The sequence below is a fragment of the Rhodanobacter sp. C01 genome (assembly GCF_002001045.1).
In the GTDB taxonomy this organism is placed as follows: domain Bacteria; phylum Pseudomonadota; class Gammaproteobacteria; order Xanthomonadales; family Rhodanobacteraceae; genus Rhodanobacter.
This window is the reverse complement of the sequence record NZ_MUNR01000007.1, coordinates 73,767-91,666: the sequence shown is the minus strand read 5'-3', so window position 1 is coordinate 91,666 and position 17,900 is coordinate 73,767. Positions and strand designations below refer to the sequence as shown.

Here is a 17,900-nt window from a genome sequence, read left to right as displayed (position 1 = left end):
CGTCGCCGCCCAGGCGGCGACGGCGTGCGGATGGCATGTCGCCACACGGTTGAAACACGGCGTGGCTATCGTGCCGGGATCCGCCGGGATCCGCCGGGAGCGCGCCGACTGCGGCAACTTCCGCGTGCGGTTGTCGTTCACGCAGCAGGTGTCATGTTTCGATTTCTTTCCATCTCGTCGCGTCGCCACGCACTTGTTCTCGTTCCATTGCTTCTCGTGGTTGTCGCTGGCGGCGGTATCTTCTGGTACAGCTACGCCACGGCGAACGCTTCGCCGAACACCGCCGACACCTCATCCGGCAACGTCGCCGACGCATCCGGCAACGATGCCCAGAGCGGTACCCAGATCCTGCTCGGTCTGGCTCGCAATGCGATGCACGATGGGCGCCTGGTGGCGCCGGCCGGAAGCAACGCCTACGAGTTCTATCTCAGCGTGCTGCAACTGGAGCCGCAGAACCGTGGCGCGCAGGAAGCGCTGCGCGAGTCCTTTCCGCGCGCCTCGGAGGAAATCGAGCGCACTATCAATCAGGATGACCTGGACGAGGCTCGCCGTGAAATCGACTTGCTACGCGAGTTCGACAGCACCAACTTCACGCTGGCCCTGCTCGGCGGCAAGCTCTCGGCGGCACGCAACATCGAAACGAAACGGCACGAGGCGGAAGCCGAGCGCATCCAGCAGGCGAATGCGGGACACGCGACGCCGGGAATGTGATCCTGCGGGTCTTCAACGCAGCAATGGCCCGGCCTTCTTCAGTAGCAGCTCGACCAGCTCGGGCTGCATGAAGGCGTAAATATCGGGGATATCCAGGCAGATCACCCGTTTGCCCTTGAGCCGGGTCCGATGGCGTGCGTGCAGGCGCCGGCGATGGCTGGCTTCCATCACCATGATGAGTTCCGCCCAGTCCAGCTGTTCGGCAGTCAGTACCACCTCGGCATCCTCGGCCAGGCCGGCAGAATCCACCTCCAGCCCCGGCCACGCGCGGAACACCTGTTCGGCGGTGGGGCTGCGCAACCGGTTGCGGCTGCACAGGAACAGCACGCGGCGTGACGTCATCGGGCCGATGCGAGGTACTCGTCCTTGAGCCGCACGTAGTGGTCGGCCGAGTAATGCAGCTGCTCGATCTGGCGGTCGCTGAGCAGGCGCACGAACTTCGCGGGATTGCCGAGCCACAGCTCGCGCTCGCCGACCACCTTGCCTGGTGGAATCAGTGCGCCGGCACCGACGAAGCCATGCTTCTTCACCACCGCGCCGTCGAGCACGCTGGCGTGCATGCCGATCAGGCAGTAGTCCTCGATCGTGCAGGCGTGAACCACTGCGGCGTGGCCGATGGTGACACCCGCGCCGATCAGGCAGGGAAAGCCGGGACCGTACGGGCCGGCGTGGGCGACGTGCACGATGCTGCCGTCCTGGATGCTGGTGCGCGCCCCGACGCGGATGTAGTTCACGTCGCCGCGCAGCACCGTGCCGGGCCAGATCGACACGTCGTCGCCGAGCACCACGTCGCCGATGAGGGTGGCGGCGGGATCGACGTAGACACGTTCGCCGAGGGTGGGCGTGATGCCCTTGTAGCTGCGCGGGGAATTCATGGACGCATGGTAACCGTCGCCGTGCCCTCGCGGGCATGGACTTCGAGCAGTTCGATCGTGTGACGGTAGCCGGCATCGATCGCGCGCTGCCAATCCTTCCAGTCGAGCATGCCGATGTGCTCCAGCGATGGCGTGATCAGCAGATCGGCGCGTTCGCGCCGCTGTTCGCTCGCCGTCTCGCCGTTGACCATGCCGGCGCGTACCAGGGTCGAGACCAGGCCCGGCCGGCGGATGTCCTGACGTCGTTGCAGCAGCAGACGCCACAGCGGTGGTGTCGAGGATTCCTCGGCGGTGGTGAGCAGCGCGATATCGGCACGGATGTCCAGCGCGGTGATGTGCGCGATGCCATCAGCGGCCATCACGTCGGTCGGCAGATTGTTGACCAGCGCGCCATCGACATGGACGCGACCCTGATGCAGCACCGGCGGCAGCACGCCGGGAATCGCGCTGGAGGCACGCAACCACAGCCACAGCGGACCGCGCCGGTGCACGGCCATGCCGCCGCCGGACAGCCGGGTGGAGACGCAGAAATACGGCAGCGGCAGATCCTCGATCTCCAGCGCGCCGAAAGCCTGCTGCAGCATCAGCGAAGCACGTCGGCCGCGGGTCATCGCTACCAGTGGCAACGTCCAGTCCGACAGCGGCTTGCCCTGCACGAAGGCGCGGCGCAAGGTTTCCGTCATCGCCTGCAGTTCCCAGCCGCAGGCCAGCCCGGCACCGATGATCGCGCCGATGCTGGTGCCGCCGACCGTGTCAAAGCTGTGGCCTGCTTCGTGGAGCGCACGCAACACCCCCAGATGCGCTACACCACGCGCACCGCCGCCGGCCAGCACTAGGCCGCGGCCCTGCCCACTGACCAGCCGCGCCAGTCGTGTGATGTCGCTGTCGTGGCAGATATGGTGATGCCGCAGCTCGCCGGTGAACGGGGCCCGCCAGCGTTGCGCCGTGCCGAGACTGACCTGGTGGCCGGCATGCAGCAGCACCAGATGGCGCGTGCGATGGCCGGTGCGTTTCGGATCCAGCAGGGCGGCTTCCGGCCATGCGCATGCCGGTTGCGCAGCCAGCGCCGGCAACAGCAGCACGTCGGCCTGGCGCAGGCAGCGCTGGCGCCATAGCGGGTCGCCGCTCGCATCCAGATAGATCACGAAGCGCGACTTCGCCTCGCGGTCGGCGAACCAGTCGCCGCTGCGCCCGGTGCCCAGCTCGCCATCGATCACACCGCAACTGCCGTAAGCTCCCAGCGCCTGCGCCAATTGCATCGCCAGCACACGCGCCGGCACCGATTGATCGATCGGCAGGATGGCGAACGTGCGCGATGCGCCGAGTTGATCCGCACGGTGGTCACGCCGCTGCAATCGCTCGATCGCCATTCGCGCCACACCCAGCATGGCCTGCGGATGACGTCCGAGCAGCCGCTCGAAGGCATCCCGATCGAGCCGCAACAGCTCGGAGTCGCGCAGTGCGCGCACGGTTCGGATGCGCTGCTCGCCGCCGAGCAGGCTGGCCGCGCCGACGCATTCGCCGGCGGCAATCAGCTGGGTCAGCTCGGCGGTATCTTCCGGCGAGCGGTCGTCGAATACGCCCAGGCTGCCGCTTTTAAGCAGATACAGCGAATCGGCCGATTCACCGGGTTTGAACAACGGCCGCCCGCCGGGCAGGCCAACCCATACCAGCTCACGGGCCAGTGCTTCACGCCCAGGTGCATCCAGTTGCGCAAACATTCCGCTGTGCGCAAGCAGCTCGGCGACATCCGATGGCGACATGGCGGCAAGGTTACGGTGCGATCCATGACAAAACGGCATCACGGTGCCGTCGCGAGCCCATGCCGGTCGTGCCGTGTGCTTGATTTCGGCCGGCGCGATCGCCACGCTGGTGGCCTCAAGGAGATCCCATGAACCAAGACAATCCGCTGCTGGCCGACACGGCCCTGCCGGCGTTCTCGCAGATCCGCCCCGAACACGTCGAACCAGCGGTCGACGCGATCCTCGCCGACTATCGTGCCGGCATCGATGCGCTGGTCGCGCCTGGTGCACCACGCGATTTCGTGACCGTGATGCTGACCCAGGAGCGGCTGGAGCAGCGGCTGGCGCGCGCATGGGCGCCGGTTTCCCATCTGCATTCGGTGGCAGACAGCGAGGCATTGCGAAAAGTGTACGGGCCAGCCGAGGAAAAGCTCACCGAGCATGCAATCGAACTGGGCCAGAACCGGGCGCTGTACGCGGCGGTGCAGGCGCTGGCGGACGCATCGGACTTCGCGACACTGCCGCGCCCCGAACGTGCGCTGGTCGAACATGCGCTGCGCGATTTCAGACTTTCCGGCGTGGCACTGGAGGAGCCGGCGCGTTCTCGCTTCCGCGAGATCGGCGTGGAGTTGTCCAGACTCTCCACCGAATTCTCCAATGCCGTGCTCGATGCCAGCGAGGCGTGGCACGAGCACGTCACCGACGAGCGCGATCTCGCCGGCATCCCCGAATCCGGCCGTGCCGTGCTGCGCCAGTACGCCGAGGATCTGGATCTGGATGGCTATCTGGTCACGCTGAAGCAGCCCAGCGTGCAGGCCGTGCTGACCTACGCCGACAATCGCGGCCTGCGCGAGCGGGTGTACTGGGCCTATCAGACTCGCGCGTCCGACCAGGGTCCGAACGCGGGCAAGTTCGACAACAGTGCGCGCATCGAGAAGATCATGGCGCTGCGGCACGAAGCCGCGCAGCTGCTAGGTTTTCCCAATGCGGCGGAAGAATCGCTGGCGACCAAGATGGCCGGCTCGCCGGCCGAGGTGCTGGAATTCCTGCGTGATCTGGCTGCGCGTGCCAAGCCGGTGGCACAAAGGGAACTGGCCAGGCTGCGCGAATTTGCCCATGCCGAACTGAAGCTCGACAACCTCGAATCATGGGATGTGGGCTACGCCTCCGAGAAATTGCGTCAGCAGCAGTACGCGTTGGACGAGGAACAGTTGAAGCCGTATTTCCCGCTGCCGGCGGTGATCGACGGCCTGTTCGACCTCACCACGAAGCTGTATGGCATCACCCTCGCCGCCCGCGATGGCGTCGATGTGTGGCATCCGGACGTGCGCTACTACGATGTGCGCGATGCCGATGGCCAGGTATTTGCCGGCGCTTACGTCGATCTGTATGCGCGCAACGGCAAGCGTGGCGGTGCATGGATGGATGTCTGCCGTGCACGCTTCGACGACGGCGAGCAGATGCAGCTGCCGGTCGCGTTCCTCACCTGCAACTTCGCGCCGCCGACCGAGGGCCGGCCGGCGCTGCTCACCCACGACGATGTGCTCACCCTGTTCCATGAGTTCGGCCACGGCCTGCATCACCTGCTGACCGGCATCACCCTGCCCTCGATCGGCGGTATTGACGGGGTCGAGTGGGATGCGGTGGAACTGCCCAGCCAGTTCATGGAGAACTTCGGCTGGAACCGCCAGGCACTGGATCTGTTCGCGAAGCACTACCAGACCGGTGAGAAACTGCCGGATGAATTGTTCCAGCGAATGCTTGCCGCACGGCATTTCCATGCCGGCCTGTTCCTGGTGCGCCAGCTGGAATTCGCCTTGTTCGATTTCCTGCTGCACCTGGAATACGACCCGGCAGATGGCGCACGCACGCTTGCAGTGCTGGAACAGGTGCGCAAGCAGGTGGCGGTGCTGTATCCACCTGCATGGCAGCGTTTTCCGCACGGCTTCAGCCACATCTTTGCGGGTGGCTATGCGGCGGGTTACTACAGCTACCTGTGGGCCGAGCTGCTGTCTGCCGATGCGTTCGGTGCGTTCGAGGAAGCCGCCGAGCAGGGCGCCAGTGTGATCGACCGCGCTACCGGTGAGCGCTTCCGCCGCGAGTTTCTCGCGGTCGGCGCCAGCCGTCCGGCGCTGGAAAGCTTCATCGCATTCCGTGGCAGGAAACCGGAGCCGGAGGCGCTGTTGCGCAGCCACGGGCTGGCCTGAGATCAGCGTTCAGTGTCGCGCCGCGCCGTCCTCGCTGACGGCGTGGCTCGTTTCCTCGAGGCGAAAAAAAGCCCGCCGAAGCGGGCTTTTCAAGATCGCTCAATTCCCGAAGGAATTAGGCAACCTGGACTTCCTCAGCCTGCAGGCCCTTCTGGCCCTTGGTGACGACGAACGTGACGCGCTGGCCTTCCTGCAGGGACTTGAAGCCCGTGCCCTGGATCGCGCGGAAATGCACGAACAGGTCGTCACCGCTTTCCGGGGTGATGAAGCCAAAACCTTTGGCGTCGTTGAACCACTTGACTGTACCGCTCTGACGATCCGACATGTAACTTTACCTTTGAAGCATTGATGGTTTGCGGCTCGGAGCGTAGTGCACTTGACCGCAAGATGAGCAGGAATTCGGAGTTTTCTCGGACTCTTGCCTCATCAGCATACATCGGAATACAAGGTTCCGGTGGGTTTTTCGTTGAAATTCATGGATATTCACCGGCTGGCGTCGCCAAGATGACGCTATCTACCCGTCTGAACCGCCGTGTGGCGCCGTTTTGACCGCTGCCGCGATGTCGGTTGCAGGCACCTCCCGAGCCTCGCGACGGGAGCTATTTGCCCGCGCGCAGCCGTTTGAGCGGTCCGTGCGGGCGCATCCCTTACAATGCCGCGATGAAGATTGCCTCCTGGAATGTCAACTCGCTCAACGTCCGCCTGCCGCACCTGACGCAGTGGCTGGCCGACGCGCAGCCGGACATCGTGGCGCTGCAGGAAACCAAGCTGGAGGATGCCAAGTTTCCGGTCGACGAGCTAGCTGCGGCCGGTTATCGCGCGGTGTATTCGGGCCAGAAGACCTACAACGGCGTGGCGATCCTGGCCCGTGAACAACCCACCGACGTCGTCACCGACATCCCCGGACTGGACGATCCGCAGCGGCGGATTCTTGCCGCCAGCATCGGCAAGTTGCGCGTGGTGGATCTCTACGTGGTCAACGGCAAGGCGGTTGGCGACGAGAAATACGCCTACAAGCTGGACTGGCTGGCCAAGGTGCGCGAGTTTCTGGCGCGCGAGCTGGAACGCCATCCCAACCTGGTGGTGCTGGGCGACTTCAACATCTGCCCGGACGAGCGCGACGTCTACGATCCGGTCGCCTGGGGCGAAGACATCCTGTGTTCGCCGCCGGAACGCGCCGGACTCAAGGCGATCATCGACCTCGGCTTGCACGACAGCTTCCGGCTGTTCGAAGCTGGTGCCGAACATTACAGCTGGTGGGACTACCGACAAGCTGCGTTCCGTCGCAACATGGGCTTGCGCATCGATCTGATCCTGATCGGCGAGGCATTGAAATCGGCCGCCACCGCAGCCGCTATTGACCGCGAACCACGTCGCTGGGAACGTCCTTCCGACCACACGCCGGTGACGCTGGAACTGGATATATGACCGCAAAAACCGAATGGCCCAGCTCGCTGGACGACAACGAACTGGATGAGCTGGATCGCTACCTGCGTGCGCATACCGGTGAGGGCGACCTGTTGCTCGATGGCGTGCACGGCCTGCTCAGTGCGCTGGCGGTCGGCCCGTTGCTGGTGTTGCCGGACGAATGGCTGCACGAGGTGCTGCACGAGCCGTTCGCCGATGAGGACGAAGGCAACCGCGTGCTGGCGCTGCTGGCCAAGCTCAACGATTCGATCAGTGCCGAACTTGACGTCGACGCGTACGAGCCGATTCTCGGCGAGGTAGAGCATGAAACCGGCCCGATGCTGTCCGCTGCCGGCTGGTGCGAGGGTTTCAGTCGCGGCATCGACTTGCGCGCGAGCCTGTGGGAAAGCCGCCTGGCTGACGATCCACAGCTGATGGAATTGCTCGGCCCGGTGATGGCATTGGCGGTGGACGAAGGCATCCTCAGCGCCGACACCGAGTTCGAGAAACTCAGTGATGACGAATACGACGAGTGCCTGTCGCAGGTGCCGGCCGTGCTTGGCGCCGTCAACCAGTACTGGCAGGCCAAGCCCGTCACCGAAGCCGAGGTGGAGGCGATGGTGCATCAGCAGAGGCCGGGCGACGATGACGACAACGCGCCGCCGCGTCAGCGCAGCGGACACTGGGTGCACTGATCGTTCGATGGGCCATCGCAGCGTTGCCGGGATGGAACGATCCGTTCCGGTAGTCGCGCTTGGATAAATACGCCAACAGCGCCATCTTGGCGGCCAGACATCTCTGACTGGAGCCACCCATGAGCGATCGCCACATCACCCGCCGCATCCGCGGTACCGACACGTCCGACGGCGCCGGCGTGAAGCTGAAGCGCATCATCGGGCAGCCTGGACTCGACATGCTCGATCCGTTCCTGCTGCTGGACGAATTCCGTTCCGACGACGCGGGCGACTACATCGCCGGCTTCCCCGAGCATCCGCATCGCGGCTTCGAGACGGTCACCTACATGCTGGCCGGCCACATGCAGCATGGCGACAACCACGGCAACCGCGGCGACCTCACGCCGGGCAGCGTGCAGTGGATGACCGCCGGCCGCGGCATCCTGCATTCGGAAATGCCGCAGCAGGAAAACGGCCTGATGTGGGGCTTCCAGTTGTGGGTGAACCTGCCGGCGAAGGACAAGATGACCGCGCCGCGCTACCAGGACATCGGCCCGGAGCGGATTCCGGTGGTGCATCCGGCGGAAGGCGTCGAGGTGAAGGTGATTGCCGGCGAGCTGGCCGGCGCCACCGGCCCGGTCGAAGGCATCGTAACTGCACCGGTGTATCTGGACATCAGCCTGCAACCGGGCGCGTCGTTGACGCTCGATCTGCCGAACGGGCATCACGGCTTCGCCTATGTGTTCGAGGGTGAATCGGCGCTGGTCGGCGGCGAGTCATTGCAACGCAGCGAGCTCGGCGTGTTGTCCGAAGGCGAGCAACTGCAAGTGGCCGGTGGCGACAAGCCATCGCGTGTGCTGGTCGTTGCCGGCAAACCATTGAAGGAAAGCGTGGCGCGCTACGGGCCGTTCGTGATGAACACCCCCGAGCAGATCCACGAGGCGATTGCCGACTTCCGCGCCGGCAAGTTCTGATCACGGCCACCCTCTCCCCGCCGGGGAGAGGGTGAGTGCATCAACCCTTCACGCTACCCAGCAGCAACCCTTCCAGGTAATAACGCTGCATCGCCAGGAACAGCGCGATCACCGGCAGCACGGTGACCACGGAGCCGGCCATCATCAGTTCGCTGTCTTCGCTGTGCTCGCGCGCCAGCGAGGCCAGCGCCAGCGGCAAGGTGTTGTGTTCCTGGCCGGTCAGCACGATCAGCGGCCACATGAAGTCGTTCCACGCAGCGAGAAAGGTGAACACGGTCAGCGTGACCATGATCGGCTTCAGCAACGGCAGCACGATCTGCACGAAGATGCGCCACTCGCCGGCACCGTCGATGCGCGCCGCTTCCAGCAATTCGTCCGGCACGCCACGGGCGTACTGACGTACCAGATAGATGCCGAAGATGGTCGCCATGCCCGGGACGATGACGCCGGCGTAGCTGTTGACCAACCTGACATATTTCAGCAGCAGGAATAGCGGCAGCATTGCCACCTGGGCCGGGATCACCAGCGCACCAATCAATCCCTGGAACAACCGCTCGCGGCCGGTAAAGCGCAATTTGGCGAAGGCGTAGCCAGCCATCAGGTTGCACACCAGCGCAAACAGTGCGATCGCACTGGAGATCAACAGGCTGTTGAGTAGATAACCGCCCATGCCGGCATGCGCAAACAGTTCGCGGTAGTTGCCCAGGGTGGGATGCGCCGGCAACAACGGTGGTGGCAGCGAGCTGGCGGCACCCGGCGCCATGAACGAGACCGACAGCATCCACAGCAGCGGCAACAGTGCGATTGCAGCGCAGCCCAGCAGGGAGCCATTGACCAGCCAGCGTGCGAGCCGTGGCGTCATGCCGGCGCTCCCCGTCGCGACAGCCGCAACAACAGCATGGTAATCACGAAGATGATGCCGAACAGCAGGAACGCCACGGCCGAGGCCACGCCCAAGTTCCACCATTTGAAGCCGTCTTCATACATCAGGTACAGCACGCTTACCGTGCTCTGCAGCGGCCCCCCCTCGGTCATCACATAAGGTTCGGCAAACAGCTGGAAGTAGCCGGCCACGGTGAGCACGATCACCATCACCATGGTTGGTTTCAGCATCGGCAGGGTGATATGCCAGAACTGGCGCGGTGCCGTCGCGCCATCGATGCGGGCCGCCTCGTACAGCTCAGGCGGGATTGCCTGCAGACCAGCGAGGAAGATGATCATGTTGTAGCCAAAGTTTTTCCACACCGCGAACGCGATGATTGTCGGCATCGCCCAGTGCGGATCGCCGAGCCAATCGACCGGGTGTAGGCCGAGTTCCGCGAGACCGTAGTTGACCAGCCCGTACTTGGTGTTGAACAGGTAGCGCCAGATCACCGCCACGGCAACCGCGGTCGTGACCACCGGAGCGAACAACACGGTGCGATAGAACGGCTTCATTCGCGCAAGCGGCGAATTGAGCAGCAGCGCGGTGCCCAGCGACGCACTGATCGACAGCGGCACGCCAACCGCGACGAAGTAGAAAGTGTTGCCCAGCGCCGACCAGAACAGCGGGCGCTGCAGCAGCAGCCAGTAATTGTGCAGGCCGACGAAGCGAAGATTGTGGATATTCGCCAACGCATACAGATCGTAGTCGGTGAGGCTGAGCGCCAGCGCAGCGATCACCGGCAACACGAAGAATACGCCCAGCACCAGCAACGCCGGAGCCAGGAACAGCCACGCGGTGCGCGGGCTATTCATCGCGGCGCATCCCGTTGGTGATCGAGCATCCAGCGGCGCTTCTCGAGAATCGCGTCGGCACGGTGGTCGATCTCGGCGGCTGCCTGATCCACGGTCAATTCGCCATGCGCGGCTTGGGCGGCAACCAGTTGCATTTCGGTCACGATGCGCTCCCATTCGGGCACGGGCGGAGTTGGCCGCACCCGTTCCAGCTGATCACGGAACGCCTGCACCGCGGGATCACCGAGCAAGCTGCCGCCCTGCCACGCCGAGCGGCGCGGCGGCATGTCGCCGAGCAGCTCGTAGAACTGCTGCTGCACCTGTGGCTGCGACAGGTACTCGACCAACAGCCATGCCTGTGCCTGATGCAGCGAGCGGCGGAAGATCACCAGGCTGGAGCCGCTGGCGATGCCGGCACCCGGACCAACTGGCCCGGGCAGTGGCGCGGTCGCCCATTCGTCCTCTTGCGAGGGTGACAGGCGATGGCGGAATTCGCCGATGTTCCAGGGCCCGGAGAGATAGAACGCGAACACCCCGCGGCCGAATTCGGTCCACGGATTGGGCACCTCGGTGTTGGCCAGCAGCGGCGCTTCATGCCGCTTGAACATGCCGACGTAGAACGTCAGCGCCTGCTTGAAACCGGTACTTTCGAAATTGCCGTAGCGACCGCCGTCACGCAGCAGAGGATCGTTCTGCTGCAGCGCCAGCGAGAGCAGCTGCTCGAACTCATTGGTCGGCAGCAGGATCGCGTAATGATCCGGCCCGGCATGCGTCTTCAGCGCCGCCATCTGACGCGACCATTCGGCCCAGTCGTGCGGCGGCGCATCGAAGCCGGCTGCCTTGAGCAGATCCTTGCGATAGAACAGCAGGCGGGTGTCGACGTACCACGGAATTCCGTACAACCGGCCATCAATGAGGTTGGTGGCCCAGATGCCGGCGAAATAATCGGCCGGCTGCACCACGCGCGAGCGCTCGACGAACGGCTGCAGCGGCTGCAGCGCATCCAGTGCCTGCAGCTCGGCAATCCAGGTGTTGCCGAGCTGGGCGACGTCCGGCGTGGTATCGCCGGCGAAAGCCGTAAGCAATTTCTGGTGTGCGGCCTTCCACGGCAGTTCCTGCACCTCCACGTGGATATCCGGATGTTCGCGCTCGAACGCCGGGATCAGCTGCGCCACCGCCTCGCCTTCGCGGCCCATGCCCCAGAAAGTCAGCGTCTGGCGTGCATCATCGTGCCGGCCGCAGCCGGTAACGCCGGCCAACATGCCAGCGAGCAGCAGCGCCAGCGGCGCACGTCGCCACCGCGAAGTATGTGCTCGCCGGTGGCGACATCTCACGGCGACGCCATCGGATGCTCCAGCCAGCCGCCGATGAAACCGGCGCGTTCGAGTCCCTTGCGCACGTAGGGGTTCTTCTTCATCACTTTCCACACGAAATCGCTGCGCCAGTTTTCGATCATCAGCACGATCGGACCCTGATCGAGACCAAGCTGCAAGGTATCGGTCCAGCCGAAGCCGGGGACCACTTTGCCGGTGCGCGACTCGGTCTTCGTGTGAAAGCTTGGATTGAAGGCGTCGACGAAGCCGTACTCGTTGTAGATCCACTGGCCATAGCGCTGTTTCATTTCCTGCAGCGCGGGTATCACGATTTCCGGCGCAAAGGCGATCGAGCCGGCGGCGGCGGTTGGCGCGATGGTGCCGTCGTCGGAAATGTAATCCAGGCCCGCGCCGCGGGCGGTGTACCCGTCGAAGTGATGTTCGCCGGTAGTGTCTTTCACGACGAGGCTGCCCGGACCATTGCTGGCGGTGAGGCCCCAGACGTTCTTCCCATACCCGGTCCAGCCACCGGGATTGGCGATCGCATACGTGCGCTGCGCGTAGGTGGCGCGACGGCTGTTCTCGAAGTAGTCGAGGTCGTGCTTGCGACTCCAGGCGTCGCGGATGCCACGGAAGTCGACCCACACCTCGGTGAACTGGTGGCCGAACAGCGGCGCGAAGTTGAGAAAGGTCTGGCCCTGGAACGCGCCCCAGGTCAGGTGATTGGTGGACAGCCACGCCTGCCAGGCTTCGGGTCCGACCGGGTGGGTCGGTGAGCCGAGTGCGAGGATGTAGACCAGCATGCCTTCGTCGTAGCCTTTCCAGTCGGCCGGGATGAACTGACCGCCCGGTGTCCAGCCCATGCTGATCAGCGGCTTGCGTGGCTGCATCCAGGTCCAGTCGACGTCGCGGTAGATCGCGTCGGCGAGCTGCCGGATCTCCTTCTCCTGCGGCGTGTCGCGGTCGTAGTACGACTCGGCGAACAGCACGCCGCCAAGCAGCAGGGTGGTGTCGACGCTGGACAGCTCGACGGAGCGCATCGCCCGCTTGCCGGTCTGCATGTCGAGGAAGTGGTAGTAGAAACCGTGATAGCCGGCGGCATCGTCCTCGCTGTCGTTCTGCGGCGCATGTCGGAAGAAGCGCAAGGTCGCGAGCGTGCGCTCGATTGCCTGCGCGCGTGTGATGTAGCCGCGCTCGGCGCCGACGCCGTAGGCGGTCAGGCCGAAACCGACCGCAGCGATGCTGGAAAACGAATGGCCGGGCGCAGAGTCGGGTACCAGTCCGGTCTTCGGATCGGCGCTGTGCCAGAACCATTCGAACGTGCGTTGCTCCAGGTCGTCGACCAGCTGCTGTTGCTGCTTGGGCAACGCGGCGTAGCCATGCTCCGCTGTCCGCGCTGTTGCAGGCGACTGCCAGGCGGCGCCGAGTACCAGCAGGGCAGTGAGTACGGTGGTATGCAGAATCCGGAAAATCTTGTTGTGCATGGTGCAGCGCTCTGTCTCACGATGGGCGGGTGATTGCAGTGCCGTCATCACGGTTGTCCGCCAGACGGCCCGGGGAAAACGCTCAGACCGCCATGCTCGGTGCGACGCAATGGCGATCGATGAACGCTTGGTGCGACGGCATCGCATCGACACAGCTGGCGACCACCTGGCTGACACTGGCCATGAACCTGGCCAGTTCCTGGTCCGGCATCTGGTCGACCAGCGGATGATAGCCCCGCGGCACGATGTGCTGGCCGAGCATCACCTGCACCCAGCTCGTGGTCGCGAACATTTCCTCGGCATCGCGGAAGAAACGACCACTGTCGCGGAACAGGCGAATGTTGTCCTGCAGTTGCGCCGGGATCGACATCGTGCGGCACTGATTCCAGAACGGCGTGTCGTTACGCTCGGTAGCGTGATAGTGCAGGATCAGAAAATCGCGGATGTGTTCGTACTCGAACTTTGCCTGCGCGTTGTAGCGATCGATCACCACTTCGCTGAAATCGCGCTGCGGAAACAGATTGAGCAGCCGCGCAATGCCCGACTGGATCATGTAGATGCTGGTCGATTCGAGCGGCTCAAGGAAACCGCTGGCGAGGCCCAGCGCAACCACGTTCTTGTTCCAGGATTTCTTGCGCACGCCGGTGGTGAAACGCAGCGGGCGCGGATCGCCCATCGGCTTGCCATCAAGATGCTTGAGCAGCGTCGCAGCAGCCTCGTCATCGCTGACATGCGCGCTTGAATACACGTAGCCGTTGCCGGTCCGATGCTGCAACGGGATGCGCCATTGCCAGCCGGCCAGCCGTGCGGATGAGCGCGTATACGGCGTGGGTGGCTCGACTTTCTCGCAGGCGACAGCCAGCGCACGATCGCATGGAAGCCAATGGGTGAAATCGATATAGCCGGTGTGAAGCGCCTGTTCGATCAGCAATCCGCGAAAGCCGGAGCAATCGATGAACAGCTCGCCTTCGATGCGTTCCCCACTCTCCAGCACCACCGCTTCGACGAAGCCGTCATCCGGCCGCAGCACGGTTTGCGCGATCTTGCCCTCGGTGCGGCGTACGCCACGCTTCTCGGCGTAGCCGCGCAGGAATTTCGCATACAGGGTCGCGTCGAACTGGTAGGAGTAGGCAATATCTGCCAGCGGCGAACTGGAAGGTACGTCGGTGGCCGAGGTCATGAATTTGCCCCGTGGCGCGGCCAGCGTATGGATGGAGTAGGCGCCGATATCCGAAGCCATGCCCTTTTGCATGGCCTTGATCCAGAACTGGTGGAATGGCAGCAGGCTCACGTCGTGGCCGATCGTGCCGAAGCCGTGGATATACGAATCACCGACCCGACCCCAGTCGTTGAACTGGATGCCGAGCTTGAACGTGCCCTGCGTGTTCTTCATGAACTCGGTATCGTGGATGCCGAGCAGGTCGTTGAACAGCTTGAGGTGCGGCACGGTGCTCTCGCCGACACCGACCGTGCCGATCTCCTCGGATTCCACTAGGCGGATCGAATACGTGGGGCCGAGCACCTTGGCGAATGCCGCCGCTGCCATCCAGCCCGCGGTGCCGCCGCCGACAATGACGATGTTCTTGATGCGAGGATCGGTCATGGGAAGCCTGCGAATTGCGAGTGGATGTCACGGCGAGATACCGCAAAACAAAGCCCGCTATGTGCGGGCTTTGTTTCGGGCCTGTATGCCGTTGCCGGCATGAGCCTTCACAAGCGCGCCTAGAAGTTTATGCCCATCGAGACCTTCAACGTGCGCGGATAACCGGAGATGTCCCCGGTCGGGTTGAAGACCACCTGGGTCTTGTTCAGCACGCCGTTCGCACCCCAGGTTTCCAGGTAGTCGACGTAGTTGTTCCAGTTGAACGCATTGATCAGGTCGATACGCACGTAGGCGTTCAGGCCGCCATAGATCGTGAAGTTCTTGGTGGCCTGGAAGTCGAGATCGCGGAAACCGAAGATCTTGGGGCCGAACAGGAAGCGTCCCTCGCCCGGCGGTACGACCGAGGCCGAGTAGCAGCCGCTGCCGGCCACGCCGTTGCTGTCCTGGTTGGTGGCTGGCGCTCCGTAGCAGGCCAGGTTGAGGTCGGGGATCGGCGTGGCCAGGGTCAGCTTGGCGCCCATCACGAAGCCCCATGGGCCATCCAGTGTGCCGGTGACCACCAGGCGGTGCTTGGCAACGCCAGAGCCGGTGTACGGATAGTTGCCGATCTTTTCATAGTCGAACGCGTACTGGTCGGTCGGATCGCTGTTGTCGTTGTTCTGACGCGATTGACTATAGGTATAGGCGATCGTCGTGCCCCAGTGCGATTCCTTGGTGTAGGGTTTTTCGGCGTACAACAGCAGCTGGGTGGTGTCGGTTTTCAGGCCGTTGTTGCCGATGATCAGGCTGCCGAAACCCGGGATGCCGTTGTTCCACGGTTGGCTGCCGTTCTGCCAGAAGCTGCCGTCCGGATAGCGATTGCCGAGGGTATAGACCAGGCCGTCGTAGCTGCGCACTTCGGCGAACGTGACGCTGGTGTTCCAGTCGCCGATCTTGTTGCGCATGCCGATGCTGAACTGGTCGGAGTACGGCGCCTTCAGGTTGTTGTTGACCATGTCGACTTCCTTGCCTGCCGTGGTTCCAGCCACCAGGGCCTGCAAGGTCGAAATGTTCAGATAGGACGGATCCCACGCGTAGCAGGAGTTCTGACCGACCGTGCATGGCACGTCGGGCGTGTTGAACAGAAGCGTGGGCTGTGACAGCACCGACTTGGTCTGTTCGACCTGCAGCGACTCGTACAGGTCGCGGTCGTAGGAACGGCCGATACCGCCGAAGACCACATGGTTCTCGTCGCCGTTGACGTCATAGGAGAAACCGAAACGCGGCTGCCACTCGTTCTTCGGCGCATGACGGTTGTTGCCGGTGCTGATGTAGTCGTTGATGTTGACGCCGCCCTTGGCCAGCGTCTGCGCATAGGTCTGCCCGACCGGTGCATTCGGGTCCTGGCTGTTGAATGCTGCGATCACGTTGGCTGGGGTGACATAGTTGAGGTACGACGGGGTCTCCTCGTAATCCCAGCGCACGCCGAGGTTCAGGGTCAGGTGGTCATCGACCGCCCAGTCGTCCTGGATATAGGTGCCGAATTGCTTGTCCGAGCTGTTGGCGACCGGGCTCAATCCGGGTGTCGGCGAGCCGAATTGCACCTGGTATGGAATCGCTTCGGTGCCGGCGGAAGTGACCGCATAGTTGTAAAGCGCGTTGGAGTCGCCAGCATCCTGTGCGGTCAACTTCACAGCCTTGTACTTGACGCCCATCTTGATCACATGGTCGCCATGCCACTCGAAGTCGTTGAAGGTCAGGTCGTCCTGCAAGGCCGGACCTTTCTGACCCTTGTTCTGCTGCGCCAGCGGCGAATTGCCGGTTTGCAGGATCGTGGTGTTCTGCTGCGCCCCGGTCAGCGTATAGGCATTGCCGTCACCGACAAGCACCGGCGTTGGCGTGTAGAACGCATCCTCATAGGTGGCCTGCAGGCGGTTGAACCAGCTGTCCGTGCTGTGATCCCAGCGGATATCAAAGCGCTTGTCGGTGTTGAGTGTGTTGAGCGCGGCCGACGCCGTGTCGACGCCGCCGATGCCACTGATGGAAGTTTCGTGGCGATAGTGGCCACTGATCTCGAAACGGTCCTTGTCAGACGGTTCGAAGTCGATCTTGCCGAACCAGTCGTTTTCCTTGAACGGTAGCCCGACCGGTCCAATCTGTGACTGTACGTCAGCGGGCAACAGGCTGTCATAGCCGGTGACACCCGGCACGACGGTTTTTGGAGTGTCGAATTCCTTGCCTTCATAGGCGATGAAGAAGTGCGCCATGTCCTGCAAGATCGGGCCGCCCAGGTCGAAGCCATAATCCTTTTCGTGCGAGGGGGTTTTCGTGCCGGCCGCTTGCTCGGCAGGTGTTTCCGCACGCATCGCGGTATCGGTGAAACTGCCGAATACATCGCCATGGAACTCATTGGTGCCTGACTTGGTTTCGGCGGTCACCGCGGCGCTGGAGATCTGGTCGTACTCTGCCTTGTAGTTGGAGGTGATGACCTTGTACTCGCCGATCGCCAGCTGCGGGAACGGGTTGCCCTGGCTGGCGTTCTGACCGGTGATACCACCGGACAGCACATAGTTTTTCTGGCCGACGCCGTCGATGTAGACATTGATCCCGCTGCTTGCTTGGGCGCCGGAGCGCAGGCTGGTGGTGCCGTCCGCGCTGCGGGTGAACACCATGCCCGGCACGGTATCGGCGAATTCGAGGAAGTTGCGTGAAGCTTGCGGCGTGGTATTGATCTGATGCAGCGATACCTCGGTGCCTACTTCGGAAGTCTTTACTTCCTGCAGGGCGACCGCGGAGGCGGTGACTGTCACGGCATTGAGGTTGGTGGCGTTGGCAGCCGCTGCCGCTGCCGCGGTCAGGTCGAGCGTGGCGGTGGAGGCCACGCTGAGCGTGACGGTCCGTTCGGTGCCTGCCCCCGCATCCACCTGGTAGGTGCCCGGTGGCAGGCCGACCAGCGCGTAGCTGCCATCGGTGTCGGCCTTGGTGCGGCGTACCGCGCCAGTGGAAATCTGCTTGGCCGTCACCACTGCGCCAGCGGCAGCATGACCGCGCAAGTTGGCATCGGAACTTGCGGCAATCGAGATGGCCGATGTGCTGATGGCCACCGCTGCTATCGATGTCTTGATCAGATTCGCGAGCAGTTTTTTCTTGAAGTTCGTGGGCGTATTCATGGTTCCCCTCCCGGAGACAACAACGGACCTGTTTTATTTGGTGGC

Annotated in this window: 15 protein-coding genes; 5 read left to right on the top strand and 10 right to left on the bottom strand. The window is 63.5% G+C overall.

The features are described 5' to 3' along the window. Window positions 1-153: 153 nt before the first annotated feature. The gene (locus B0E50_RS04420) at window positions 154-711 is read left to right on the top strand and encodes an energy transducer TonB (RefSeq protein WP_077439976.1); all 558 of its coding nucleotides are present in this window, start codon (window positions 154-156) and stop codon (window positions 709-711) included. 12 nt (window positions 712-723) lie between these two features. Here B0E50_RS04420 and B0E50_RS04415 read toward each other — a convergent pair whose 3' ends face one another. Genes B0E50_RS04415 through B0E50_RS04405 form a run of 3 tightly spaced genes read right to left on the bottom strand, consistent with a single transcriptional unit; the run spans window position 724 to window position 3,349 of the window. Next, the gene (locus B0E50_RS04415; protein ID WP_077439975.1) at window positions 724-1,053 is read right to left on the bottom strand and encodes a phosphotyrosine protein phosphatase; all 330 of its coding nucleotides are present in this window, start codon (window positions 1,051-1,053) and stop codon (window positions 724-726) included. Further along, a complete protein-coding gene (locus B0E50_RS04410; RefSeq protein WP_077439974.1) occupies window positions 1,050-1,586 on the bottom strand; it encodes a gamma carbonic anhydrase family protein in 537 nt (178 codons plus the stop codon). The genes B0E50_RS04415 and B0E50_RS04410 overlap by 4 nt, the downstream gene beginning before the upstream one ends. Next, window positions 1,583-3,349, bottom strand: coding sequence for a patatin-like phospholipase family protein (locus B0E50_RS04405; protein ID WP_077440016.1), 1,767 nt, complete (start codon window positions 3,347-3,349; stop codon window positions 1,583-1,585). Before B0E50_RS04405 ends, B0E50_RS04410 begins: the two co-directional genes overlap by 4 nt. A 128-nt stretch (window positions 3,350-3,477) precedes the next feature. On the opposite strand from B0E50_RS04405, the gene B0E50_RS04400 reads away from it, so the two are divergent. Beyond that, the gene (locus tag B0E50_RS04400; RefSeq protein WP_077439973.1) at window positions 3,478-5,535 is read left to right on the top strand and encodes a M3 family metallopeptidase; all 2,058 of its coding nucleotides are present in this window, start codon (window positions 3,478-3,480) and stop codon (window positions 5,533-5,535) included. Window positions 5,536-5,650: 115 nt separating this feature from the next. Here B0E50_RS04400 and B0E50_RS04395 read toward each other — a convergent pair whose 3' ends face one another. Continuing rightward, window positions 5,651-5,860 carry a cold-shock protein gene (locus B0E50_RS04395; protein ID WP_007809889.1) on the bottom strand — a complete coding sequence of 70 codons (210 nt, stop codon included), beginning with the start codon at window positions 5,858-5,860 and terminating at the stop codon, window positions 5,651-5,653. A 335-nt stretch (window positions 5,861-6,195) separates the two neighbouring features. Between B0E50_RS04395 and xth the strand changes: the two genes are divergently transcribed. The 3 genes from xth to B0E50_RS04380 all read left to right on the top strand — a co-directional run bounded on the left by xth (window position 6,196) and on the right by B0E50_RS04380 (window position 8,590). Next, window positions 6,196-6,963 carry an exodeoxyribonuclease III gene (gene xth, locus B0E50_RS04390; protein ID WP_077439972.1) on the top strand — a complete coding sequence of 256 codons (768 nt, stop codon included), beginning with the start codon at window positions 6,196-6,198 and terminating at the stop codon, window positions 6,961-6,963. Then, window positions 6,960-7,637: a YecA family protein gene (locus B0E50_RS04385; RefSeq protein ID WP_077439971.1), complete on the top strand. Its 678-nt coding sequence runs from the start codon at window positions 6,960-6,962 to the stop codon at window positions 7,635-7,637. The genes xth and B0E50_RS04385 overlap by 4 nt, the downstream gene beginning before the upstream one ends. 119 nt (window positions 7,638-7,756) lie before the next feature. Next, window positions 7,757-8,590 (top strand): pirin family protein, encoded by an 834-nt coding sequence (locus B0E50_RS04380; RefSeq protein WP_077439970.1) that lies wholly within the window; start codon window positions 7,757-7,759, stop codon window positions 8,588-8,590. A 40-nt stretch (window positions 8,591-8,630) separates the two neighbouring features. Here B0E50_RS04380 and B0E50_RS04375 read toward each other — a convergent pair whose 3' ends face one another. The 6 genes from B0E50_RS04375 to B0E50_RS04350 form a co-directional block, all read right to left on the bottom strand. Continuing rightward, entirely contained in the window at window positions 8,631-9,452 is an 822-nt protein-coding gene (locus B0E50_RS04375) for a carbohydrate ABC transporter permease (protein WP_077439969.1), read from the bottom strand. Continuing rightward, entirely contained in the window at window positions 9,449-10,327 is an 879-nt protein-coding gene (locus B0E50_RS04370) for a sugar ABC transporter permease (protein ID WP_077439968.1), read from the bottom strand. The genes B0E50_RS04375 and B0E50_RS04370 overlap by 4 nt, the downstream gene beginning before the upstream one ends. Next, complete coding sequence (locus B0E50_RS04365; protein ID WP_077440015.1) at window positions 10,324-11,568, bottom strand: sugar ABC transporter substrate-binding protein; 1,245 nt, start codon at window positions 11,566-11,568, stop codon at window positions 10,324-10,326. Before B0E50_RS04365 ends, B0E50_RS04370 begins: the two co-directional genes overlap by 4 nt. A 68-nt stretch (window positions 11,569-11,636) precedes the next feature. After that, entirely contained in the window at window positions 11,637-13,103 is a 1,467-nt protein-coding gene (locus B0E50_RS04360; RefSeq protein ID WP_077439967.1) for a glucoamylase family protein, read from the bottom strand. 82 nt (window positions 13,104-13,185) lie between these two features. Next, complete coding sequence (locus tag B0E50_RS04355; protein ID WP_077439966.1) at window positions 13,186-14,706, bottom strand: tryptophan halogenase family protein; 1,521 nt, start codon at window positions 14,704-14,706, stop codon at window positions 13,186-13,188. Between the two features lie 119 nt (window positions 14,707-14,825). After that, complete coding sequence (locus tag B0E50_RS04350) at window positions 14,826-17,855, bottom strand: TonB-dependent receptor (protein ID WP_077439965.1); 3,030 nt, start codon at window positions 17,853-17,855, stop codon at window positions 14,826-14,828. Window positions 17,856-17,900 lie beyond the last annotated feature (45 nt).